We start from the raw sequence: 25,963 nt of genomic DNA on the forward strand, positions 1-25,963 counted from the left end.
CTTCTAATAAATCAATAGCGCTCTCGTTCGATCTTGACTAATGCCATAATGAACAGCCTCTATGATATCAATCAAATTTTGAATTTCAATTTCACTTAAATGAATGTAAGCAAACATTAAAATGTTTGGATTTAATTCTTGGTAAATCAAGTGACGATTTAGTTCATACTGAATCCGTTTTGTGAAATGTTCAATGTATTGAAAATGATTGAATCCAATGTATTTTTTATACCTTGTTTGTTGCAGTTTTTCTAAAATTTGATCGGCATTCAAAGTATCCAACCATTCCATTAAAGTCTTCCAAGGAATAAAGACGGATTGTTTCATCAATAAAGGACGGATTTGTTCGGGTTTTGATTGAAAGTATTTCTTCAATCGATAAATAATCTGAATGTTCTCTAATTCGATGACAATCTTTACTATCTCATTCATCTTCTTTTGCGTATCTTCATGACCAAATTGGCGAATGTACATCATCATTTCTTCATCCATTCTTTCATGAAGCCGATGTTCTAAGGTCACAAAGTCTAATTCCTCAATTGGCTTTGAACGATAAAGTTTTAACACCGTCGCATACGCTGTTCCCTTTAATAAATGCAAGAGTTCTTCAAAATCAGATACTTCACTTAAACCCATAAAATCAAAACTACTGTATTGCGAAACATACAAGGGCATATGGGTGATTAAATCTTCCTTTGAAACCGAGTTATTGGAGGATAAAGCACGAATCTTCATCATAATCAATTCTATTTCTGTATTCGCCATTAAATTGTGAACGAGATGCTTCCCGTCTGCTTCCATATAACGAATAAGTTTATTGATGCGATGAAAAATTTCTGTTCGAATTAGAACCTCCAATTGACCACGATGAATGGCCTTCACATTAATTCCTGTTAAGCAATCATGAAAGAGTTCGCTGTTTTGTAAAAAAGTAGCGACTTCCGCTTCACTTTTTTTATTGAGTAAACTCAAATAATCACTTTCTTGCAAGCGATGACCATACATGGAACGAACTTTTGCCATGATGGCATTATGAGAACTACTCATGGTCCTCTTCCAAAGAAGTAACACGCTTGATAAGCATTGTGATCCACTCTTCGCGATGTTCAAGAAATTGTTTTTCAAGCTTCTTTTTGTTGGCAGTGAAATTAAGTTCCAAACGTTTTTTTTCATCCGCTACTTCTTGTACCATATCTTTTTCCTTTTGTTCAAGGGTTTCATTCACTTTATCCCAAGCTTCTTTAGAAAGTCGTTGTTCTTCAACTGCAATTTTAGCTAGAAGTTGGTTTTTTTCTTCATGAGCAGCCGCCACTTCCTTCCTTGTTTTTTCATCTAAATCAAGGAGTTTTTTAATTTGTTCGAGCTCCATATTTGTCCTCCATACAACAAATTATTATAACTCTCATTTTGAACATCGCACTTTTTTTCATGTATTTTACACAATTTTCTAGTCTAAATAAGCAAGTCCAATAAAAAGAGTGTAGTGATTACACTCTTTCTTGTATTCTTAAGCTTCTTGCTCGTCTTGTATGCGCTTCTTCATTTGAAGCTTGGCATAACGTGTTTGAGCATCTTGTAAAGCCTTATCGAATAGCTTATTCGCTTCTTCTTCACCCTTAATCTTCACTAAGTTGAAGTAACGTCCTTCATTCATTAAGAAGTCTTTGAACTTATCCCACTTAGGTGTGCGAGAATCAAGCGTTAACGGTTTTTGATTACGTGGATCATAGCGGTAAAGAACTGTATAACCACATTCAACAGCGTTCTTTTGAGTAACCGGCATGTTAATCAAGCCACCTTTAATACCTTGTTCAATACATGGCGCATAAGCAATCACGATGGAAGGTCCCTTATACGATTCGGCTTCCTTGAAAGCCTTGATGGTTTGTGCTTGGTTAGCTCCCATCGAAACAGATGCTACATAAGCCGTACCATATTCCATAAAGATTTGACCTAAGTCTTTCTTCGCTAATGCTTTACCACCGGCGGCGAACTTCGCAATGGATGCGGCTTGTGAGGACTTCGAAGATTGTCCACCTGTATTGGAATAAACTTCGGTATCTAAGACAAGCACGTTTACGTCTAAGTTATTGGCCATGACATGGTCTAATCCACCATAACCAATATCATAAGCCCAACCATCACCACCGACAATCCAAACCGACTTCGATACTAAATCATCTTCATAAGCCAATAGTTCTTTAACAGCTTCAACTTTCGATGCCTTAACGTGTTCTACTAAGCTTGCCTTAATCTTACGTTGTTCTTCACGCTTATCATTCGCTGCTAAGTAAACTTCAAAATCAGCCTTCAATTCCGGTTCAACTGTATCTAAGTTATCTTCCATAATTTTTAAGATATGCGCTGACTTATAGGCATTAGCAATAGCCATACCAAAGCCATATTCTGCATTGTCTTCAAATAAGGAGTTAGCCCAAGCCGGACCATCATTATTTACGTCAGTCACAAATGGAGAAACTGGCGTTGCGGAGCAGTAAATCATCGAACAGCCTGTCGCATTCGCAATAATCATATCCTTACCAAATAACTGCGTTGCTAAACGGTAATAACCGGCTTCACCACAACCCGGACAGGCACCGGATACTTCAAAATAAGGCATCATTAAGGAAACACCCGCTTCCGTATTGTTATTACCAAATTCCGGCTTATAAGTAACTTCCTTATATAAGTAATCCGCCAAGGCTTGTTGTTCACGTTGGGTATTAATATCCTTAGCACTTAATGCGTCCACCGGACATACCGTGATACATACACCACAACCCACACAGTTTTCCGTTGATACTTGAATACGGAACTTCAAACCAGCTTCTTTAGCACCCTTATAAGCAGGAGTTGGATCTTTGTAAGTTAGCTCAAGCTTATTAGCTTTAGCGATTTCATCCGCCTTCGCTAATTCCTTTTCATCCATTAAAACGGAACGAATTGTAGCATGAGGACAAGCAAATCCACACTTACCACATTCAATACATTTATTCACATCCCATTCCGGAACGAAAGCACCCACGCTTCTTTTTTCTAAGAAAGCTTCATTGCTACGAACAGAGCCATCTAATATACCTTGTTCAACAAAGGTTGATACCGGCATATTATTACCGTCTAAGGCATTGATACGTTGTGCAAATTCATCGTAATAACGATCACCTGTTTCATTGTATAAAGCCTTTGAGTAAGTTAAATCAGCCCAAGCTTTATCAACCGGAACTTCAACTAAACCATCAGCCCCAGCTTCAATTGCACGAATATTCGCATCCACAACCTCTTGCCCCTTACGAGCATACGTTTTTTCAGCTGAATGTTTCATCAAGTCAAGCGACTTATCATAAGGCATGATTCGTTCATTAAGCTTGAAGAAAGCCGATTGTAAGATGGTATTTGTATGACGACCCATGCCTGTTTCTTGCGCTAGCTTTGTCGCATTGATGATATACCACTTTGCTTTCTTCTTTGCCAAAGTGGCTAATAAACGATTGGGCATACGACTAACAATTTCATCAGCAGGAATCATGGTATTCAATAAGAAAGTGCCACCTTCCTTTAAATCACGAACCATATCAAATTGGAAACAATAGGATTCTTGTGAACAAGAAATAAATTCAGCTTTATCAATGTAATAAGGAGAATGAATGGGTGACTTACCAAAACGTAGATGAGAACGAGTTACCCCACCTGACTTCTTGGAGTCATATGCAAAATAAGCTTGGGAGTAAAGATCTGTATTATTACCGATAATCTTAACTGTCGATTTATTGGCACCCACCGTACCATCTGATCCTAAACCATAGAATAGACAAGAAGTATAATCACTATCCACTGAAATTGGTGCTTTCGCCAAGGATAAATTCGTGACATCATCATCAATACCGATTGTGAATTCTTCCTTTGGATTACTCTTCTTTAATTCTTCATAAACGGCATTAATATCTGATGGGTTTGTGTCTTTAGAAGATAAACCGTAGCGACCACCAATAATAGTTAGGTCTTTGTGTTTACGTAATGCTGAAACAACATCTAAGAACAATGGTTCACGAGAGCCTTGTTCCTTGGTACGATCTAGTACCGCAATGCTCTTAACACTAGCCGGTAAAACATCCTCTAACATCTTTGCTGAGAATGGACGGTATAAGTAAACCTTAACCAAACCAACTTTTTCACCACGCTTGACCAACGTATTAATCGTTTCTGTGATTGTATCGGTTACAGAACCCATTGCAACGATAACACGTTGTGCATCAGGTGCGCCTGTATAAACAAATGGTGCATAAGTACGACCCGTATAATCCGATACCTTCTTCATGTAAGAAGCTACGATTTCTGGAATTTGTTCAAAATGACTATTTTGGGCTTCAGCGGCTTGGAAGAAAATATCATCATTTTGCGTACCGCCACGGACAACAGAATTGCCATGTGGATTTAAGGCATGCTTACGAAAAGCAACTAATTTTTCTTGGTTAATTAATGACTTTAAAAAATCATAATCCATCACTTCAATCTTGTCGATTTCATGTGATGTACGGAAACCATCAAAGAAATGCATAACTGGTGCACTTGCTTCGATGGCAACAGCATGCGCTACACCAGCTAAATCCATACAATCTTGAACAGAGTGGGAACACATTTGAACAATTCCCGTTTGACGAGCTGCATAAATATCAGAATGGTCACCAAAGATACTCAGGGTATGGGTAGCTAAAGTACGAGCAGCCACATGTATAACCCCCGGTAACATTTCTCCTTTTAATTTATAAATATTTGGAATCATCAATAATAATCCCTGTGAAGCAGTAAATGTAGTGGCTAAAGAACCGGCTTGTAAAGCACCATGGATGGCACCGGCCGCACCACCTTCTGATTGCATTTCAACAACCTTAACACGATCATTAAAGATATTTTTACGACCTGCCGTTGACCAAGCATCAACATTTTCCGCCATTGGTGACGATGGCGTAATTGGGTAAATTCCGGCTACTTCTGTAAACGCATAGGCAGCATGCGCTGTGGCTGTATTACCATCCATCGCTTCGAATACTTTCTTATGTTCTGTACTCATTTTGTCCTCCTTGATATAAATTAATTATAGTCCTTTCGCATTGAAAATAAAGGATTTTTGCTTTAGATGGTACACTCATTAGTTAAAAATAGTCATGTAATATCTATATGATAACTATTTCACGGCAGAAAATAGGTCAAAAGAATAGATTATCCCTCTTTTCTTAAGCAGAAAAAGACAGCATTTCCTATGAAATACTGCCCTTTTAATCCGGAAACTTCTATTTATTGTCTTCAACAATCGTCTTCGCGGCAATACGACCTGAAACAAAGATTTCAACAATCGCATTACCACCTAAACGGTTACCACCATGGATACCGCCGGTTACTTCACCAGCCGCATATAAGCCCTTGATGGCTTTACCATCTTTATCAAGGACATGGCGCTTGCTGTCAACCAATAAACCACCCATTGTATGGTGCGTTGAAGGGGCTATTAGACGAATCTTTAACTTAACACCATCTAATGTGTATGTTTCCGGCTTGTACTTACCATTAGCGTCCTTTTCAGCCTTGCCAATCAAACTTGTCCAACCTGTTTTGGTTGGGTTTAAGTTCTTATCTTGACCAGTCATTAAAGCCTTATCGTATTCCATGATTGTCTTCTTCACTTCTTCAGCATTAGTTTCTAAGCCAAGTTTCTTGAATAAGTCACCTAATTGATCCACTGTACGAGTGTATTGACGATTCTTTACATCACTATTCCACAAAGTAAGATCTTCATCCTTTGGTGTACCGTATGGGTATGGACCAGGAATATTGTGATCGTTATTAGCAATTTCAATAACTGTACCATTAGAACCTTCAAAGCTAACACCATTATCAAATTCGCCTAAAGATAGAACGTCGCGCTCCCCTGCTTCATTAACATAACGCTTTCCTGTCTTAGGATTCACATGAATCGCATAGTCGCCACCACCGAAAGCAAGGTTACCATTATCGACCCAAGAAATAGGCATTAATTGTGTATAACCCATACCGGTTAATTGCGCTCCGACCTTTTGTGCCATATCCAAGCCGGCACCGACTAAGCTAGAACGATTGGTGGTTTTAGTGGAATCCGTAATGGCACCATCTTTCCAGTATTTATTTGTTTCTTTAACACGCTTGATATTAGCGGCGTAACCACCAGTCGTTAAAACAACACCCTTCTTAGCGTGTAAGACAACTTCTGTACCATCGTATTTCTGTGCCTTTACACCCGTTACTTTACCATTTTCAACAATCAATTCCATCGCTTTTGTGCGTAATAAAATCTTATTCTTATCATGATTTTCAGCGGTCTTTAATAATGTATTCTTTGTCGGAACAAAGTATGTATTCCATACCGATTTACCCTTCTTATTGGCACCATCCCGATCAGGAACACCATCTTTATTTAAGTCCGAGCCTAAGAAGTCATTTTCACGATTCCATAAAGCACCCACGATTGTCGGTTGAATGGAGTTATCAAACATAGCTCCTTGTGATTCTAACCAGCCCTTAAGATCTTGACCGCCATTAACGAATTGCGATACTAATTCATAGTTACCATAAATCCATTCAGTCTTCTTCGCATTTGGTCTTAAACCACCATAATATGTTTGGAAGATGTGCAAATTAACCGTTGAGAACAATGGTAATTCTGTTTCAGCTGTACCAGCGGCTAACTTAGGTTGTGCCCAGTTGATGTAAGCCTTAATTTCTTTCTTTAAGGCTTGTAATGTACCCAGATACTCCTTATGCACACCAGCTTTCGATAATTCATTGATATCCCCGGCCACAAACGCATGATTTTTGAAGTAATTACCATCAAACTCTTTTTCATTCCAATTTAAGATGGTCTTAAGAATGGTGATATTACCAGCAGCTTGTTTTACCTTCTTATAGCTCTTGCCTTTATAAGTACCTGTTGTCGCATTTGGATTCGTTGCATCCCAAACTAAATACTTTTGAACCGATTGAAATTGACCACCGGAAGCGACTGTATTACCACCAATTTCAACATTTTCTTCAACCACAACAACACTATTACCGGATTGTGCCGATTGAACCGCCGTAGCCATACCTGCTCCACCTGCTCCAACAACAACCACATCATAAGTTTCTTCTATCTTTTGACCAGCTTTACGAACCACTTTATTTTTCTTAAAGCCCTCTAAATCACTAGCCTTTGCCTGTGAAGCCGCATCCACTAAGGCATTCTTAAAGCCAACGGAAGTAAATGTTGCACCGGAGACAACATCAATACCGGCCCCATTCGCTTTCTTGGCATCATTTACCAAATGATTAAAAGCAGGTTTACCGATGTGGGCTGTTTCTTTACTGCTATATTTAATATCTTCGATGCCATCCTTTGAGAAAGTAACTCTCAGAGAAATTAATCCATTATAACCATTTCCTTTACCTGCGTAAGTACCCTCTTTGTAAGTAATTGGAACATTCTTATGTTCAGCCTTACCGCCATCTTCTTTAGCACCGGCCTTCTTTAAAGCATCAGCAACTGCTTCCACAATCCCCTTAGAAGTAATAGTAGCACCAGATACAGTGTCTACATTTGCACGGTTGGCTTTTTCAATTGCCTTTGGAATTTGTTCTAAAGCAGGTTTTGCGATGCTTTCTGTTTCTTTTTGTTCTGTAACCTTGACGGTTTCAATCTTATCTTTTGAAACCTTTACAGAAACCTTGATATCTCCATTTCGTCCTTTACCTATACCTTCATAGGTACCGGCTTTATACTTACCTTGATTTGAACAACCAACAAGTGTTAAAGCCATAACTAAGCTCAAAAACAAATTGATTTTTTTCTTCATTTTTCCTCCCTGCATATAGCTATATGCACATTCATCTTAGCAAAGCCTTCACATTGTTACAACTATAATATGTATGGCGTTCCATTTTTCGATAGGGAATAAGTAAAGGATGAATTGTGCATAAAAAAGAACAATTCTTTTATTGTCCTTTATTGCTTCATAGTTTTCATGACCGCTTTGATTTGAGCCTCACTTGGTTTACGACCCATCTGCATAAACATCGCACGAATCATCTTTTCGTTTACAGGTGGGTTTTCTTTCAATTGCTTTTCAAATGCACGTCTTGTTAAGAAAAAAGTAACGATAGCCGATACGACCGCCCCTGCTAAAAACATCCCTAATGAACTAAAAAATTCTGGCATCTAATTTACCTCGCTTTTACCTGCTTATTCTATCTATTTTTTAATGGACTTTCAAGTTCTTAATATGGCAAAATAAATCTTTGTCCATTAAATGATGTTCCATTACATCACGAATAAAGCGATTATCATAATGACAAATCTCATCCGCCACTTTTAAACTCGGATAACCTGTTCCTCTTTGTAAATAATCATCCGTTACAATCGAATAGACTCTCTCTTCTAGTATCTTTTCACCATTTACGAAAAGACAATTTTCTTTTTCTTCCACATTGGTACTAAAACTCAATGTACCTAAAACATTTCCTCGAAACCCAGGTCCCTTTCCCGATTGACGAATATGATCTTCTACCTTTGATAAATAATAGGCTTCTAAGATTTCTTTCCCCTTTATTTCATACATGGTTGGATTAAGTTTCGATGGGAAAGTTTCTAACAATGATTTTTGACTAACCGGACGAAGGAGAGAATGGTTCGCAATACCATGGTGCATTACAGCCAAATCTTGTCCATAATCCTTCCATAAAGCATCACAAAGAAAACGCATCAGCTCACAAGAATGAAAAGCATCAAAAATTAACTCATCATAAACTTCCATTTCCTTTTCTAAAATGGCATCTGCTTTATTTAAATAGATATTCATTTGTTTATCAAAGCTAGAACTTCTTTCATCGGCTAAAACAAGCTGTTCACTTTTCAAAAAATGAATACCATCTTCCAAAACATCTAGTGTCAAAACATCTAAAAATTCACCTTTACCACCTTGCAAATAACGATTAGAACAAATCTTTTGATGGGAATGACCACCTAAGATAAAATCAATCTCTTTAAAATTTTCTAAAATCTTTTCATCCACAAAATAACCACTATGGGAAAGTAAAAGACAATAATCATACTGCCCTTTTCTTTCATCCAAAACTCTTCTTAAACACGCAAAAGGTTCTTGTATTTTCAGATGAGCCATCACCATAAAATTGTTATAACCATTTTCTTTTAAATGTTCGTTGTAATAAGGCGTTAGTCCTATCACTAAGATGGTCTTATCCAAGACTTTTAAGAGCTTACTAGACGGAAGATGTGGTAATGGTTGATTCAATTCATCACTTAAATTAGCAGAAATATAAGGGAATTTTTTGAATAAATCTTTCAGATGAACACCTAAATCCGCTTCATTATTTCCAACTGTTAATACATTCGGTTGACAAAGGGATAATAACTCCAAAGCCATTTGACCATGATCAGCACTTACGATTTTATGACTAATATCCGTATAATCACCAGCATCTAAGTAGAAATCATTCTTTGTTCTATGTTTTTGTAAATACACAAATACATTCTCTAAAAAAGAAAATTGGCTATGAATATCATTTGTATGAAATATCTTTATTTGCACGGCTTTATTCTATCAAATTTCCATGAAATGAAAAGTCGTAAAAGCATAGAAAAAGTCAGAGGTTGATATGTTCCCTCTTATGTAGAGGTGGGTATTCTTATTTCCTCTTTAGGATTCTTGATTCAATCAAGCATTCAACACCGAGGTCCTAGTCAGAATTCCCTTATATCGAAATGTTAGAAAAATACAAATCCTCTGACAAGTTTATTATAAGAATTAGATTTCTGTTTTACCAGTCTTTTATTTCTTTTTAATTATGATAAAATACAAGCTTATTCTTCTGCTTTCTTAAATTCAACAATTTCCGGATATTTCTTTAATGTATCAATATCTCGATCATTTAATGGACGATAAATATTATAAGAATATCGATTTAAAAATTTATTTGTTTTGGTTTCATTATGAACATCAAAATAACCAATCCATCTTTCTTTTGAATTTGCGCCTATTTTATAGTACTTATCAATAACACTTTTACGATACCTTTCCATAATATCCACAACTTCTTTATACTGATTCATTTTATTGACCGGAATACGAACTTGCAACTTATAGCCTTCATATTCCTCAACGCTATAAACCAGTTCTTCACCGACTTTTAATTTATACTGATTAGCCAAACCAAAACCTTTGGTTATTCTACCCGCAAAAGCAATGCCAAAACTAAGTATAATGGCTAAAATAAAGCTAATAACATTATTTTTTGATAAGGTAATCTTCCGACGATATACGAACATCGCCACCACATACGCCACTAGTAATACCAATATCTGAACACTCACTGCAACAAACGGTATATTCCAATATTGGAAAGCGATTGCCATCATCAAACCAAACAAGTAGACATGAACGATAAATGGGTAGGCCATAACATCGTTAGAAACCAATTCCGCATTTTCACTAGAACGACGAATGAAGTAACGAGTCAAGCCAACCGTCGCAATTATTCCGTAAATAAGCAATAAAGTAATCGTAAACCAAGGCGGATAAAACGCACTATTAAAAGTATACATATTTGTTTTCCCTAAGAAAATTCTTAAGAAAATTCTTTGGACATCCTCCGTAACCATGATTTCCGGTGAAAATAACTTAAATAATTGACTAAACCAAGCAACACTCCAACCATTTTTACCCGCCACCAAAGAATAGGAGAAAGATTCTTGTAAGTAGAAAACAATCATGAAGACAAACGAATACGCAAACGTCATCACCACCCCATCAAATATATTGTTTGCGACTAAAAACAACACACTATGTATCAAAAGTAACACTAGGATAATAACTGCCATATAAATAATATAAATAATGAAATATTGAAAAGGTTGAATCGTAGTCCTTAAAATTGACTGGGCTAATAAAGTGACCAATAACCAGTTCATGAATACAAACACCCACGCAAAACCAATTGTTGTTACTAATAAAGTCTTACGACTAAGGGGAAGTGAAAAATACTGATCCGCACTTTTTCGTCTTTGGTAAACTGAGAAGAAGATACCCGGCAAAACAAAACTCAAAATAAGCGCTAAAATAAAGGCAATGGAAACGACCTTAATTAAGCGATCGTAATTCGATTCCCAGCTTGATAATAACGGGGTAAAACAAATTGCAAAGAAGATAAGCGTTAAAAAGTTCCATAGTATTCTCTTTGATTGATAAAGATACTTAAAATAGGCCTTACTCATCTAAGCTTCCTCTACTTTCTAATTCATAAATAAATAATTCTTCAAAGTTCACCGGTAATACATCCAACAGTAATGGATTTAAGTTATTAAGTTCTTCTTGAACCTCTTGTTTTGAACCACGGATAACCAACTGATAAACATGACCTTCTTTTTCAAAATGAAGAACATCGAAATTCTTGAAATCATTGGCTGTGAAATCATGTTTAAAAACCAGCTGATATTTATTCAAATCATCCCTAGAATCCAACAAATCCCCTGTACGAAGAAGCTTTCCGTCCTCTAAGATACCAAATGAATCACAAATATCTTCCAATTCTTTCAAGCTATGCGATGAGATAATAACGGTTAACTGCTCACTTTCAACCAGTTGTGCTAATACCTTCTTAAATTTCAAACGAATTAAAGGTTCTAAGCCATCGTAAGCCTCATCCAGAAGCAATAGCTTTGGTTGAATGGATAAAGCAAACAATAACGCTACTCTTCTTTTGTTTCCTTTGGATAAAGTGGAGATGGTCATCTCCTCTTTTAATTCAAACATCTTTAAAAAACGATTGTAATTTTCTTTAGAAAAGGAATATAAGTTCTCGTAAAAAACTCTTTGACCGGCAATAGTAGAACCGGTTGGAAAGTACAAATCATCAGACACAAACGCAATTTCATTACGTATGTTCGCATCTAAATAGGTATTTTTTCCTTCAAATAAAATTTCACCATCGTTCAATCGATACACTCCCGCAATAGTACGAAGTAAAGTCGATTTTCCTGCTCCATTGATACCAACCAAACCGAAGATAGAACCGGTTGGTATGGTTAAATCCAATTCACGTAAAACACTGTTTGGACCAAAGGCTTTTGTTCCTTTTTTGATTTCAAGCATGTCCTTCCTCCCTATATAGTTTTTGAATGATTGCTTCTAAACACTGTTGGCTCATTCCATTTCTTTGGAATGGTCTTAGAAAGTCTAAAATTTCATCCTCCACACTTTGTTCAACATTGATTTTTGCGACATAAACACCTTTTTTAGGAATGTTGTACACAAAACCCTGTTTTTCTAGCTCACTATACGCTTTCATCACTGTATTGGGATTAATCCCATTATCTTGAGCTAGTTGTCGAACCGATGGCAAACGATCTTCTTCCTTCAAAATACCAACTTCAATGAAACGGATCATCTGATTCTTAATTTGTTCTTGAAGAGGTATCTTGGATTGTAAATTTAATAGAAACATGTTACCTCCATCTGTATTAACTGTACTATCTGTATTAACTATATGATACAGTAATTCCCTTTGTCAATAAAAAAAGCACCTGAAAGTGCTTAAAAAATTTATTTTTCTTCTTTAACAGCAATACCAAGAATATCCAATTGCTTAGTATCCACTACATTAGGACTTTGTGACATCAAATCCATAGAAGAATTCGTTGTTGGAAAAGCCACCACATCACGAATATTATCCGTACCAGCTAAACACATGACCAAACGCTCTAAGCCAATCCCCACACCACCATGAGGTGGGGCACCATATTGGAAAGCTTCTAAAAAGAAACCAAACTTTTCTTTCGCTTGTTCTAAAGTTAAGCCAATGGCTTCAAACACCTTAGCTTGCAAGGCTTGATCATGAATACGAATTGAGCCTGATAATAATTCATAACCATTAAGAACTAAGTCATAAGCTCGAGATAATACACGCTCTGGATTAGACGTCATATAAGGAATATCTTGTTCACGAATAGCGGTGAAAGGATGATGCGTCGCTACCCAACGTTGTTCCTCTTCCGAGTATTCAAACATTGGGAAATCGGTTATCCAAACAAAATGGTCATTTTCTCCTTTCGGAACCAAATTCAATTCTTTACCAAGACGAACACGTAAAGCCCCCAAAGCACTTAAGCTATGATTTTTTATACCTGAAATAATGAATATCAAACCATTGTTTTGAACTTGAAGCCTTTCATCTAAAGATTTTAATTCTTCCTCGCTAATTACTTTACGAATCGAACCTGTATAAGCATTGTTTTCTTTTTTCAAATAAGCTAGAGCTTTAACTCCAAAGCCATGTCTTACAAATTCTTGAAGTTGATCGAGTGTCTTACGAGAATACTTATCGGCTACGTTTTCAAAGTATAAGGCCCCAATCACTCCTTTAACACTTAATCCTTCTTGGAAACCGACAAAGTCCGATTTAGAAAAGATGTCTTTTACATTTTGAATTTCATTTCCAAAACGTAAATCCGGTTTATCACAACCAAAACGATTTAAGCTATCAAAATAAGAAATTCTTTTAAATGGTGTCTTTAGGTCGATTCCTTTGGTTTCTTGCCAAATGGTCTTCATCAACTTTTCAACCACCGCAAAGATGTCTTCTTCATCCGCAAAACTCATTTCAATATCAATTTGGTTAAATTCAGGTTGGCGGTCTGCTCTTAAGTCTTCATCTCGGTAACAACGAGCAATTTGATAGTATTTATCCAATCCAGCAATCATACATAATTGCTTATAAATCTGGGGTGATTGTGGTAAAGCCCAAAACTTTCCTGGATAAATACGGGATGGCACTAGGTAGTCACGTGCCCCTTCCGGGGTTGAACGAGCTAATGTCGGTGTATCGACTTCTAAAAATCCCTCTTCTTCCAATACCCTTCTTGCAACAGATTTCACTTTTGCTCTTAACATTAAATTCTTTTGTAAGATTGGTCTTTTTAAATCCAAATAGCGATATTGAAGACGGGTTTCTTCTAAAGAATCACAATCATCTTTAATTGGAAATGGTGTCGTCTTGGCGGTATTTAAAACACACATCTTAGAAACAAGAACCTCAATATCTCCCGTTTCAAGCTTTGGATTCGAATCTTTACGAAGGGCTACTTTTCCTTCTACTTGTAAAACATATTCGCTACGAATATCCTTTACTTCCGGAATATCTTCTTCTTGAATGACCAGTTGAACCAAGCCTGAGCAATCTCTTAAATCCACAAACACCATCGATCCGAAATTTCTTCTTGTGTGAACCCAGCCAACCAATTGAACACTTTTTCCAATATCTTCTTTTCTTAAACTTCCATTTTCCCGATTTCTAAGCATTTTCTTTATCCCAGCTTTCTAATTTTTTAACTAATTCTTGACGTTCAATCGTTACCTGGGTCTTATCGCTTGTTCGCTTAACATTCACCTTATGATTCTTAACCTCATCCTCACCAAGAATAATGACATACTTGGCATGATTACGATCGGCAGACTTAAATTGTGATTTTAAAGATCTTGGTAGTAAGTTCGCTTCTGTATGAAAACCATTCTGCCTTAACTCTTGCGCCAGCTTTAAGACTTCTAAACTAACATCTCCTAAACCGATCACATAAGCATCACAAGTATTATCTTCGCCAAAATCATGACCTTCATCACTTGCTAAAGAGATTAATCTTTCCATTCCAATCGCAAAGCCAATACCCGACATATCTGGTCCACCATAATATTCCACAAAGTGATCATAACGACCACCCGCAAAAATCGTTGCTTGGGCACCACTATCTTCACGGGTTGAAACCACTTCAAACACCGTATGTGTGTAATAATCCAAACCACGCACCAAGCGATCATCCACTTCATAAGGAATACCCAAAGCGGCCAAGGCGGCTAAAACACGATTGAAATAGTCCCTTGATTCTTCATTTAAATACTCCATTAGACGAGGCGCATTGTGCAAACATTCTTGATTATGATCCATCTTACAATCCAAGATACGTAATGGATTTTGTTCATAACGACGATGACAATCGGTACATAAATTTTCTAAATGTGGTTTAAAGTGTTCCTTTAAAGCTAGACGATAATTCGCTCTTGACTCATCATCCCCTAAAGTATTAATTAAGACCTTAATGGAAGAAATACCCATTTGTTTCACAATGTCATAGCCTAAAGCGATTGTTTCAGCATCTAATTCAGGAGATTTAGCACCAATATTTTCAACCCCAAATTGAGTGAATTGACGTTGTCTTCCTTTTTGTGGGCGTTCATGGCGGAACATCGCTCCTAAATAATACAAACGAGCCGGTAATTCCATAAAACCATATAATTTATGTTGATCAAAAGCACGAATCACCCCTGCTGTTCCTTCTGGTCTTAGGGTATACGATTCATCTCCCGTCGCAAAAGTATACATTTCTTTATTGACCATATCGGAAGAATCATTTTCTCGTTTGAAAACCCTCGTTTCTTCAAAATATGGTGTACGAATTTCTTTATAACGGTATTTTTTTGTTGTTTGGCGGATTACTTCTTCCACATAGTGCCACTGATTCATCTCTTTTGGCAAAATATCGTAAGTTCCTCTTGGTGTTTGATAACTCATAACTTCATCCTTTCTTAATCAATAAAAACGTCCTTAGAAAAGGACGCTGATGCGCGGTACCACCTTAATTCATGAACTTAAGTCCATGCTCTTTAACCTTAACGCAGTATCACGTACTTTCCTACTCTTTTCAGAAAATCTTCTCCCGAGTGTCCCAAACAATTCAACCATCAATGCTTACACCAAACCATTGTCGCTAAATTGGTTTCCTTGTTCTTTTCTCTTTCTTTGAATTGTCTTCGTCATTATACACTATTTTTCAAAAGAAAAACCTGCTTTATAGCACAGGTCTTAATAAATCGCTCTTTCCACCGATAGAATGGAATCAATTTTACGAATATTTGCCATTAAATTCTCTAACTGCTCCAAATTTTTTACACGAACCGACATTGTGAAGCGAGCGGTTAAGGTTTCATGATTAGTCGTCGCATTGATAGCTTCTAAATTTAATCGACATTGTGAAACAACGGTTACGATATCCGTTAGTAAAAAGTTACGATCACTGGCGATGACCAACAAATCAGTTTGGTAAGTTTGATCAACTTCTCTATCCCCCCAATAGACATCAATTAAATGAGCTCCTTTGTGCTTTGCGTTTGGACAAATGGTTCGATGCACCTTCACCCCTTCCGTCTTGGTGATATTACCAACGATTTCATCATTGTACACCGGTAAACAACAATGCGCTAAAGACATTTTAATCGAATCAATACCCGGCACCACTAAACCGGACTTTGATACTTTCTTAACCGCCGCTTTATTTAAGGAACGAGATAAGTTCATATCTTCTGCCACCCTGGACTTTTGGTTTGTTAAACGCTCAGCCACTGAGCTAACACTAATATTTCTGGTCGCAATCCCATACATCAACTCTGTATAATTTGAAGCTTGTGCCTGCATTGAGTTACAAACATCCATGATTTTTGCTTTATCCATGTATTCTTTCGCATCAAAACCACGTTTTCTCAATTCTTCGCTCAATAAACGTTCACCATCTGGAACACGATCTTCTTTTAATTGTGATTCTTTCTTTTGGAAATAAGCTTTAATCTTATTCTTAGCTTGATTGGTCTTAACAACATTTAACCAGTCTTCTGATGGTCCTGTTCCTTTTTGAGTGCGAATATTGACCACATCTCCAGTATGAAGGGTCGTGTTTAAAGGAACCATAGCATCATTCACAATCGCACCAACGGTTGTATGACCAACATCGGTATGAATCCGATACGCAAAGTCTAAAGGAGTTGCCCCACTTGGTAAATCAATGACTCTTCCTTTTGGTGTCATCACATAAACATTAGCTTCAAATATATCCTTTTGTAAAGTTTCCATGTATTCGGAAGGACTGGAATTTTCTTCTGAATAAATCGCAAAATCTTTAAACCATGATAGCTTGGCTTCAATTTCTTTATTGGCGGTGTGTTTGTCGTATTTCGTTCCTTCTTTATAACGCCAATGAGCCGCAATACCTTTTTCCGCTATGGCATCCATTTCTTCTGTACGGATTTGCACCTCAAAAATCTTGCCCGAATCACCAATTATTGTTGTATGCAAAGATTGATACATATTTGGTTTCGGAACCGCAATATAATCCTTTAAACGACCGGGAATCGGCTTATAAGTTGCATGAATATACCCTAAGACTTCATAACAATTCAATTCTGTTTTTGTTACAATGCGGATTGCTAGCAAATCTAAGATTTCATCAAAGCGCTTATTCTTTTTTTTCATCTTTCGATAAATGGAATACAAATGCTTTGAACGCCCGAAAATACGGAATTCCAAATGATTTTCTTTTAAAATCTTTGAAATATTTTGAATCATCACATTCACATTATGATCACGTTCGGTTTTCTTAGCTTCCACTAAATGTGCAATACGGTAATATTCGTCACGGTTTAAATAATAAAAGCTTAAATCTTCTAGTTCATTCTTAATGGTCGAAATACCCAAGCGATGAGCAATAGGCGTGTACACATCCAACGTCTCTGATGCAATTCTTTTTTGGCTTGCTTCAGTTTGAAATTGAAGTGTGCGCATATTATGCAGACGATCGCAAAGCTTAATTAAAATGACACGTATATCTTTGGCCATCGCAATAAAAATTTTACGATGGTTCGCCGCTTGATATTCAGGGTCATCTTTCCCCTTGTATTCTAAAGTGCCAATCTTTGTGACAGATTCCACCAAGGAAGCGACTTCTTCACCAAAATCTTCAGCTAACACACTTTTTGAAACACCACAATCCTCAATGACATCATGCAAAAAACCGGCGCTAATCGTCTGTGGATCCACTCGTAAGGTAGCCAAGATATACGCCACATTCGCTAAATGAATAAAATAAGGTTCCCCACTTTTACGAAATTGACCAGCGTGTTTTTCAATGGCGTAATTAGCCGCCTTTTCAATCAAGGAGAGAGATTCTTCTTGATGAATGTAGGATTTAGCTTCTTCTAAAACATCCGATACACCGGGATTATTCATGAATTGTTTCATCTCTCCTCCTTTCATTCCAAGAAAGCAGCGAACTATCGCTGCTTTGCTTTATTGATCGCTTAATTCCACCATACTAAAGACATCGTAATCTTTTAACACTTCTCTTCCTTCCATGCCATTACCATATAACTCAATGATAAAAGCACAACCAGCAACCGTACCACCTAGTTCTTCAACCATTTCACAAGTTGCCTTTGCAGTACCGCCTGTTGCCAATAAGTCATCCACGATTAAAACACGTTGTCCAGATTGAATGGCATCTTTATGCATAAACACTTCGTTAGTACCATATTCCAAAGTATAGCCTTTAGAAATAGTTTCGCGAGGTAATTTTCCCGGTTTGCGTACGGGAATAAAACCAATACCCATTTGTACAGCTAAAGGACAACCAAAAATGAAACCACGGCTTTCTGGTCCGACGATGACATCCGCTTTGACTTTTCTAGCATAGCTTTCTAATTGATTGGTTACTTCTTGAAACGCTTCTCCATTTTGAATCAATGGCGTAACGTCTCTAAACAAGATTCCCTTGCTTGGAAAATCCGGAATAGAGGCGATATAGTCTACTAAATTGAGTGCCATAATAATCTCCTTTTTTAAAAATGCAATTGTATTATATCATTGTCACCATAAATCTTCGATAACCATTTGGATTTTCTCTTGATTCCGAAAAGAATTAATGGAAAGGGTGCCAATAAAGTGGGAAGCTTGTAAATTGGCTTGAATGCCTTTATTAGCATAAAGAATAGCTTCTACTTTTTCTCCATTTACTTTAAAACTGTATTTTTGCATAGAAGAATAGGCTTTAAATTCAATAAAATCCGGTTTTTCAATACAAATCAATGGCTCTTTCCATTCACTTGGATAAGGTTCTAAATTCATTAAAGCTTGCACTGCCTTAAAGCTTAAATCCTCCGGTTCCAAGACCAATACATCTTTGCCCTTATCTTCTTGACTTTCAAGCTGAAGATTGGCGACATAGGTTTGAAAAGCTGAAAAATTTTCTTCTGAAACACTTAAACCACAAGCCTGTTCATGACCACCAAAGCTTTCAAAAAACGCAAAGTCTTTTAAAGCTTCAAATAAATTCACACCCGGAACAGAACGACCACTTCCCTTGATAATATCACCATCGGTTTTCGTTAACACCAAACAAGGACGTTTAATTTGGTTTGTTATTCGACCTGCAATTTGCCCACAAATCCCTTCTAACAAATCTGGATCATAAAGAACTTCAATCGCTTTCCCCTGCACTTTATTTTCCAATTCTTTTGCTTTCAGTTGGGAAGCTTTTTTTCTTTCTTGATTGATTTGATCAATCTGCTTGGCCATTTTGTTTTGGGCTTCTTCATTCTTGGTTAATAAGTACTTGACTAATTGGTTCACATTCGCTAAATGGCTCATTCTTCCTAAACTATTTAACTTAGGAATAATAGTAAATTGAAGTGTTTGAACATCGATTTGACTACCCTTAGAAACTAATTTTTGCAAAGCGGGAACACAACCTTCTTGCAAATATTGAACTGCTTTTTGAATTAAAGTTCGTGTTTGTGCAAAGGGAGGCATCACATCCCCCAAGGCAGCAACCCCGGCTAAGGCAATCATTTCTTTGACTTCACCAATTAGATAATAAGAAATTTCTAAAGCCACTCCTGCTCCTGAAAAATAACGATACTCTTTTTCCATAAAAGTTGGATGCACAAGAATATCCACCGGAACCGGTTCTTCAATTTGGTGATGGTCGGTCACAATTACCTCAATACCTAGCTCTTTCGCTTTTTCCAAAGCGGGAAAGGCTTTTACACCATTATCCACTGTCAAAATCAAAGAATAACCTTTTTCTTTCGCCAGCTCAACCGTATGCACTTGTAAGCCATAGCCCTCTTTGACGCGGCCCGGAATATAATAACCATTTTTAATCCCATATTGATCCAAGCTATATTTCATGATACCGGTTGAACAAACACCATCACAATCATAATCGCCGGCAATTAAGACTTTCTCTTGTTTCTCTTTCGCCATTTTTAAACGCTCAACACACTTTAAAACACAATCAGCTTTGGAATATACAATTTCTCTAGGCGCTGATAAAACTTCTTGAATTTTGGTTTCATCTTCTGTCACCATGCTTAATAGCTTACCCACTAAGTTTTCTACGGGATAAGGATTATATTCTATCTTTTGTTTATTCCACATCATTTTTCACCATTTCCTTAAATTGATGACCACGGTCTTCAAAGTTTTTAAAAGCATCGTAAGAAGAAGCGGCTGGCGATAATAAAATCATTCTTCCTTGATTCGTAATCTTTTTCGCTAGTGAAACAGCTTCTTTCAACGTTTCTACTGCATAGAAATTCTTTTCTTTCTTTCCTAATTCCGAAAGAATTCTTTTTCCTGTCGCATACATGAAAATATAGTAGTACATTGGATGGGTTTGAATGTAATTCTCCAATACCTGATAATCAATGCCACGATCCATACCACCAATTAAAATGGTTTGTACCAAGGGAAGGCTTTCAATAGCTTGAATACAAGATTGACCAATGGTGGAAATAGAATCATTCACATAATGAATGCCTTTATATTCACCTATGTATTCCAAACGATGTTCCAAAGGTTCAAATTCTTTTAGACCTTGTTCAATAGCTTTTCGATGCATCCCTAATTCCATAGCAATCGCCACTGCTATCGCCATATTTTGTTCATTATGATGACCAATTAATTTTGTCTTGGGCATAGTCATTTTAGCAACCGGATTGATGAAATACCCATCTTTCGCATAAACATCTTTTTGAAGATACCAAGCTTTCTGAAGCTTTGGTAAAAAATCCGGTAAATCAGGATGAACAATCGCTAAATCATTGTCTTGTTGGTAAGCATAGATATGGGATTTCGCTAAACCATATTTTGCAAAGCTGCCATAATGATCCAAATGTTCTTCATAAAGATTTAAAAACACAGCAATATGAGGAGATACACGTGTATATTCCATTTGATGACAAGATAATTCAAAAACCGCCAAGGCACCTTGTTCCATAGCTTCGATTTCCTCGAAACATGGTTTACCGATATTGCCAACTAAAACCACTTTTTTCTCTTGTTTTAAAAGCGCATAGACTAAAGAGCTAGTGGTACTTTTACCCTTAGTACCAGTAATACCAATAACTTGTTCACGATACATTCTTAGAAATAATTCCGTTTGCGAGCTAATGGTTTCTAATTCTTGATCAGGTTTTAAAACGATACCTGGTGCTTTTAAGATGCAATCAAAATCTTGTAAGTTCACTTCTTCAATGGTCTTTAAAGTAGCTTTTTCATAGTTCTTTTGAAAAGCCGGTGAACCTTTTTGATCAATTAAAGTGAGTTCCATTTCCGGTAATAAATGGTGCAAAAAATAATACGATGATTCTCCTTCTTGACCTAAACCCCAGATCGCTATTTTTTTATCTTTGCATAAAGTTTTCCATTGTTCCAACATGCTTATTCTCCTCTAATAAATCCACTACATCTAATAAACTATCAAGTTTAAAATCAATCGCTTCCTTGAAGTCATTATCCACTTTTATTGTATCCTCTATGAAGATAGAATGCATACCTGCTTTTTTTGCGGCTAAGATACCCGCTTTTGAATCTTCTGAAACAAGACACTCTTTTGGATTTACATCTAATACTTTTGCCCCTAACAAGAATATATCTGGATTTGGTTTAGCATATTTAACCATATCTCTGCCAATAATTGTTTCAAACTGCAAAGGGTAAGAAACAGTATTTACTAAAGTTTGCACATACTCCGAATGGGAGGACGAACAAATCGCAAGCTTATACTTTTCTTTTTCAAGGTATTGAAATAAAGGAATTAATCCTTTGCGATTTAAACAGTCCTTTTGAATACGACCAAAAATCTAAATCAAAATGTCTTTTTTTAACGAAAATCTCAATATCGTCAAAATGAAGTTGATGCAGATAATCCGCTATTTCTTTTCCACCGGAACCAGTGATATGTCGAAAAAAATCATTGGGTAATTCTTTATGATAAATACTCCTTGCTTCTTGCCAAATCCTATTCGCAATGCTTTCAGTTTCAAACATCAAACCATCACAATCGAACAATAGTGCCTTTATTTCCATATCTCCCCCAGCAAAGAAGCCGTAAGATCATTCGATTTTACGGCTTCTAATTATTCTTAAGCATTGATACCTGGAATAGTGTATTCATCCAAGTGTTCTTTTCGACTTTCTTTCTTTTTCTTATTCTTTTCCTTTGGTTTATGGTGTGTACGAATGTAGTTCCATAAAATTGGTGAGATGAAAATAGATGAGAAAGTACCGGCCATTAGTCCCACTAGCATCGCAAAGATGAATGTGAAGATAGCTCGACTTCCAAAAGCTAATAAAATAATAACTGGAACAATCGTTGTAAAGGAAGAATTAAGGGCTTCTTTAATCGTCGCATCAATGGCATCATTGACAACCATCTTATAGTCAACACTTGCTTTATTCTTATGAAGTCTCATTTGTTCACGAATACGGTCGAAGACAATAATGGAGTTATTAATCGAATAACCAATAATCGTCAATAAGACTGAAATCAACTCAATATTCACTTCTAACCTTAATATGCCAAAGACGGCTAACACAATTAAGACATCATGCACCAAAGCCAGCAAACAGGATAAGGCATAATCCCATTCATAACGGATGGTCACATAAGACATCATCGCAATCCAAGCCACAATCGTTAAGATAAAGGCATTATGAACTAAGTCACGACCAACCACCGGTGTAACAATATTATCACCGGGTTCTTGTCCATAAACCTTCTTTAAATCTTTCTTCACTTGGGTTAGTTGTTCCGTTGAGATAGCTTGCTTGGTTGTCGCATAAACCGTCTTATCTCCAGACGCCTGGAAAGAATAGCCCTTTAAGCCCAACTTTTCAAATTCCTTTTGAACCTCCATTGTTGTAATGTTCTTATTAGAAGCAACGGTTAATTTTGTACCAGAGCTAAAATCAATTCCTAAGTTAAAGAAACCATTGCCTTTGACTTGATTAAAAATACCCAGACCTAAGAAAAGTGCTATCACTACAATTGCTGTACGAATTAGATATTTCGCTTTACCAACATAATCCACATGATGTGTTCCTGTGTAGAACTGTTTTTCACCATTTGAAACATCTGGAATTTGGTTTGGTTTTACTGCAAACCAAGTTGGATGATTATCACAAACACCAGACTTCACAACAAGATCTAATAAAATCTTAGATAAACCAACATTTAAGACCAATGTCATAAAGACAGTAATCATCAACATTGTCGCAAAGCCTTTGACCGTACCAGAACCCCAAATATACATAATTAAAGCCGCAATTAAGGTTGTGAATTGGGCATCAAAGACAGCCGCAAAAGATAGCTTTTGCCCTTCTTTAACAGCAGTTCGAATCGATTTACCAGCATACATTTCTTGACGAATACGTTCATAATTGACAATATTCGCATCAACTGTCATGCCAATTCCCAATACCAAGGCACCAATACCCGATAGAGTAAAGGTAGCACCCATTAAGGCATAAATACCAAAAACAGCCCAAATATAAGATATCAACATAATAGAAGCGATGATACCCGGTAAACGATACATGAAAATCATAAATAGCATCACAATACCAACGCCAATCATACCCGCAAAAGCAGTCTTACTAAGAGCGTCTTGCCCATAAGCCGCCGAAACAACATTGGAAGAAATTTCATTTAACTTCACTGGTAAAGAACCGGAGTTGATTAAGTTCGCTAAGGTACGAGCACTTTCTTCCGTAAAATTACCTTGAATAATGGAATCACCTGATAAGGCTTGGTTAACCGAAGCCGCAGAAACGTATTTTGGTTCTTTTCCTTGCGCTTGTTTTTGTGCTTCCGCTTTATAAGAATCACCTTCCTTATAGTCTAACCAGATAACCATAACATTTTCACCTTTGGTTTTTCTGGAGATTTCTCTAGTAATGGCTTGGAATTTCGCATTATTAGCTACTTTAAAAGAAACTACCGGTTCACCATTTTGGTAAGCTAAAGAAGCACCACCTTCTTGCAGGATGGAAGAATCGGCTAACTCTTTATCATTCACATCACGGAAGGTTAACTTAGCGGTAGTTCCAATTAACTTACGAGCCGTATCTAAATCCTTGGCACCAGCCAATTGGACACGCACACGATTATTCCCTTCCACACTAATTTGTGGTTCGTTTACCCCTAAGACATTCACACGCTTACTGATACTATTGATGACCGACGGCATGTCCACCGCTTTCCCTTTTTGAAGCGGCTCAATCTGGTAAAGGATTTCAAATCCCCCTTGCAAATCAAGACCAAGGTTAATATGACGAATAATGGTCTTATAGGTTGTGGAAGCCAATACAATCAAAAGAGCAACGATTAAACCGAATACCCCTAGACTTCCTCTTTTATTTTTCTTTTTTGGCATCTTATCCTCCAATCATTTCTGAAAAATCGGTTATTGGCATCTTAGCCCCCTCACGGATGGCTTGGACCGATAAAAAACGAATAATATCTTTCGCTTCAATCTTCCAAATCGTATCCACCGCCTCGGTTAAGCTATCGCTTATTCCATTTTTCCAGATAAACAAAGTTAAATAGTCTTCTAAGTCACTATAACTAAGAGTCGGAACTTGTGTCCTTTTCATCTGTTCTAATTTTAAAACCATCGCTAATTGAACCGATGGATGATTTACATCGAAGACTTCTTTGTTCATTCTTCCTCCCAGTTCGACAATTATAACAAAAAAAAGAGCTCTATTGTAGAGCTTTTTAATGAATTAATAGCCATAAGCCAATCATCGCAAAGAAAAATTCCAATAACCAGAATAAATAAACAACTTGAACTTCCTTCAATCCCCAGATTTTAAAGCTATAATGAATTGGTGTATAAGGGAAAACACGATGATGAAATAATTTTACTGCACTAATTTGAATGATAACACTCATGGCTTCAAGAACAGGAATACCGGCAATTAATATCAAAGCTAATTCAGTGTGCGTAATCAAGGCAATCGTTGCTAAAGAACCACCCAAAGCTAAAGAGCCTGTATCGCCCATAAAAACCTTCGCCGGTTTATGATTAAAGAATAAATAACCAAATAAACTACCTCCCATAGCCGCACAAAAGATAGCGATGACTGGTAATTGTTTCTGAATAGCGTAGATAAAATAAGCCATAAAAGCAATCAAACTCACCCCACCGGCTAAACCATCCATACCATCGGTTAAATTGACCGCATTAGTTGATCCCATAAACATCAATAGGATAATGATAAGAAAGCCGAGGCATTGGAAAATAGAAGCTCCTTTTAAATAATCCAAGCCTTTCATTTGATAAAGAAGAAATGTCATCACAATAGCTAGAATGGCTTCAATCAATAAACGAGTTCTCGCTTTTAAACCGGCGTTATTTCGTTTCAAAACAACCGTCATATCATCCACAAATCCAATCATTCCAAAGCCAACAAGCCCTAGCACTAACATCCATAGTGTTAAATCGCCTTTATTTGGCGCAAAGATAATAGTCGTTACCATTGTCACAAGGGAGAACAATAGTCCTGCCATAATAGGTGTTCCGCTTTTCTTTTCTAAAGCATATTCTGATTCGGTTTGTTGGATAGATACTTTCTTTAAATATTGGATGAATTTAGGCATAATCACCAACACTAAAGCACTACTTAAATAGAAAGCCATCGCTGATGTAGTCGGCATTCCAAGCGCAACAATAATGCATCCTAAGAGATAAATACCAATTTCTATATATTTTTTCTTCATTCT

20 protein-coding genes and 1 other annotated feature are annotated in these 25,963 nt (G+C 36.8%); all 20 genes read right to left on the reverse strand.

From position 1 onward, the window contains the following. Positions 1-3: 3 nt before the first annotated feature. Positions 4-1,023, reverse strand: coding sequence for a V-type ATPase subunit (locus tag JOS54_RS04550; RefSeq protein ID WP_203244453.1), 1,020 nt, complete (start codon positions 1,021-1,023; stop codon positions 4-6). A 16-nt stretch (positions 1,024-1,039) separates the two neighbouring features. Further along, complete coding sequence (locus JOS54_RS04555) at positions 1,040-1,369, reverse strand: hypothetical protein (protein ID WP_203244454.1); 330 nt, start codon at positions 1,367-1,369, stop codon at positions 1,040-1,042. 138 nt (positions 1,370-1,507) lie between these two features. Beyond that, positions 1,508-5,068 carry a pyruvate:ferredoxin (flavodoxin) oxidoreductase gene (nifJ, locus tag JOS54_RS04560; protein WP_203244455.1) on the reverse strand — a complete coding sequence of 1,187 codons (3,561 nt, stop codon included), beginning with the start codon at positions 5,066-5,068 and terminating at the stop codon, positions 1,508-1,510. 220 nt (positions 5,069-5,288) lie between these two features. Beyond that, positions 5,289-7,859, reverse strand: a complete 2,571-nt coding sequence (locus tag JOS54_RS04565) for an FAD-dependent oxidoreductase (RefSeq protein WP_203244456.1) — start codon at positions 7,857-7,859, stop codon at positions 5,289-5,291. Between the two features lie 149 nt (positions 7,860-8,008). Continuing rightward, positions 8,009-8,221 carry a YneF family protein gene (locus JOS54_RS04570; RefSeq protein WP_203244457.1) on the reverse strand — a complete coding sequence of 71 codons (213 nt, stop codon included), beginning with the start codon at positions 8,219-8,221 and terminating at the stop codon, positions 8,009-8,011. A gap of 40 nt (positions 8,222-8,261) precedes the next feature. Further along, entirely contained in the window at positions 8,262-9,611 is a 1,350-nt protein-coding gene (locus tag JOS54_RS04575; protein WP_203244458.1) for a metallophosphoesterase, read from the reverse strand. Positions 9,612-9,883: 272 nt separating this feature from the next. Then, positions 9,884-11,293, reverse strand: a complete 1,410-nt coding sequence (locus JOS54_RS04580; RefSeq protein WP_203244459.1) for a hypothetical protein — start codon at positions 11,291-11,293, stop codon at positions 9,884-9,886. Then, on the reverse strand, positions 11,286-12,170 hold the full coding sequence (locus JOS54_RS04585) for an ATP-binding cassette domain-containing protein (RefSeq protein ID WP_203244460.1): 885 nt from the start codon (positions 12,168-12,170) through the stop codon (positions 11,286-11,288). Before JOS54_RS04585 ends, JOS54_RS04580 begins: the two co-directional genes overlap by 8 nt. Then, entirely contained in the window at positions 12,163-12,522 is a 360-nt protein-coding gene (locus JOS54_RS04590) for a GntR family transcriptional regulator (protein WP_203244461.1), read from the reverse strand. The genes JOS54_RS04585 and JOS54_RS04590 overlap by 8 nt, the downstream gene beginning before the upstream one ends. 98 nt (positions 12,523-12,620) lie before the next feature. Then, positions 12,621-14,375, reverse strand: a complete 1,755-nt coding sequence (gene aspS, locus JOS54_RS04595; protein ID WP_203244462.1) for an aspartate--tRNA ligase — start codon at positions 14,373-14,375, stop codon at positions 12,621-12,623. Further along, positions 14,368-15,639 (reverse strand): histidine--tRNA ligase, encoded by a 1,272-nt coding sequence (gene hisS / locus JOS54_RS04600; protein ID WP_203244463.1) that lies wholly within the window; start codon positions 15,637-15,639, stop codon positions 14,368-14,370. The genes aspS and hisS overlap by 8 nt, the downstream gene beginning before the upstream one ends. 36 nt (positions 15,640-15,675) lie before the next feature. Continuing rightward, positions 15,676-15,877: a binding site (T-box leader), on the reverse strand. Positions 15,878-15,930: 53 nt separating this feature from the next. Then, positions 15,931-18,135 (reverse strand): bifunctional (p)ppGpp synthetase/guanosine-3',5'-bis(diphosphate) 3'-pyrophosphohydrolase, encoded by a 2,205-nt coding sequence (locus tag JOS54_RS04605; RefSeq protein WP_203244464.1) that lies wholly within the window; start codon positions 18,133-18,135, stop codon positions 15,931-15,933. A 48-nt stretch (positions 18,136-18,183) separates the two neighbouring features. After that, entirely contained in the window at positions 18,184-18,717 is a 534-nt protein-coding gene (locus JOS54_RS04610) for an adenine phosphoribosyltransferase (RefSeq protein WP_203244465.1), read from the reverse strand. Between the two features lie 42 nt (positions 18,718-18,759). Continuing rightward, a complete protein-coding gene (locus JOS54_RS04615; RefSeq protein WP_203244466.1) occupies positions 18,760-20,334 on the reverse strand; it encodes a DHH family phosphoesterase in 1,575 nt (524 codons plus the stop codon). After that, complete coding sequence (murD, locus tag JOS54_RS04620) at positions 20,321-21,613, reverse strand: UDP-N-acetylmuramoyl-L-alanine--D-glutamate ligase (RefSeq protein WP_203244467.1); 1,293 nt, start codon at positions 21,611-21,613, stop codon at positions 20,321-20,323. The genes JOS54_RS04615 and murD overlap by 14 nt, the downstream gene beginning before the upstream one ends. Continuing rightward, entirely contained in the window at positions 21,579-22,037 is a 459-nt protein-coding gene (locus JOS54_RS04625; protein ID WP_203245781.1) for an HAD family phosphatase, read from the reverse strand. The genes murD and JOS54_RS04625 overlap by 35 nt, the downstream gene beginning before the upstream one ends. Further along, positions 21,970-22,263, reverse strand: coding sequence for an HAD family phosphatase (locus tag JOS54_RS04630; protein WP_203244468.1), 294 nt, complete (start codon positions 22,261-22,263; stop codon positions 21,970-21,972). The genes JOS54_RS04625 and JOS54_RS04630 overlap by 68 nt, the downstream gene beginning before the upstream one ends. Before the next feature lie 56 nt (positions 22,264-22,319). Beyond that, positions 22,320-24,611: a protein translocase subunit SecD gene (secD, locus tag JOS54_RS04635; protein ID WP_203244469.1), complete on the reverse strand. Its 2,292-nt coding sequence runs from the start codon at positions 24,609-24,611 to the stop codon at positions 22,320-22,322. Position 24,612: 1 nt separating this feature from the next. Continuing rightward, a complete protein-coding gene (locus JOS54_RS04640; protein ID WP_203244470.1) occupies positions 24,613-24,900 on the reverse strand; it encodes a post-transcriptional regulator in 288 nt (95 codons plus the stop codon). Positions 24,901-24,955: 55 nt separating this feature from the next. Continuing rightward, a complete protein-coding gene (gene mraY / locus JOS54_RS04645) occupies positions 24,956-25,960 on the reverse strand; it encodes a phospho-N-acetylmuramoyl-pentapeptide-transferase (protein ID WP_203244471.1) in 1,005 nt (334 codons plus the stop codon). Positions 25,961-25,963: the final 3 nt, after the last annotated feature.

Origin of the sequence: Bulleidia sp. zg-1006, from assembly GCF_016812035.1 — a bacterium.
GTDB lineage: Bacteria > Bacillota_I > Bacilli_A > Erysipelotrichales > Erysipelotrichaceae > Bulleidia.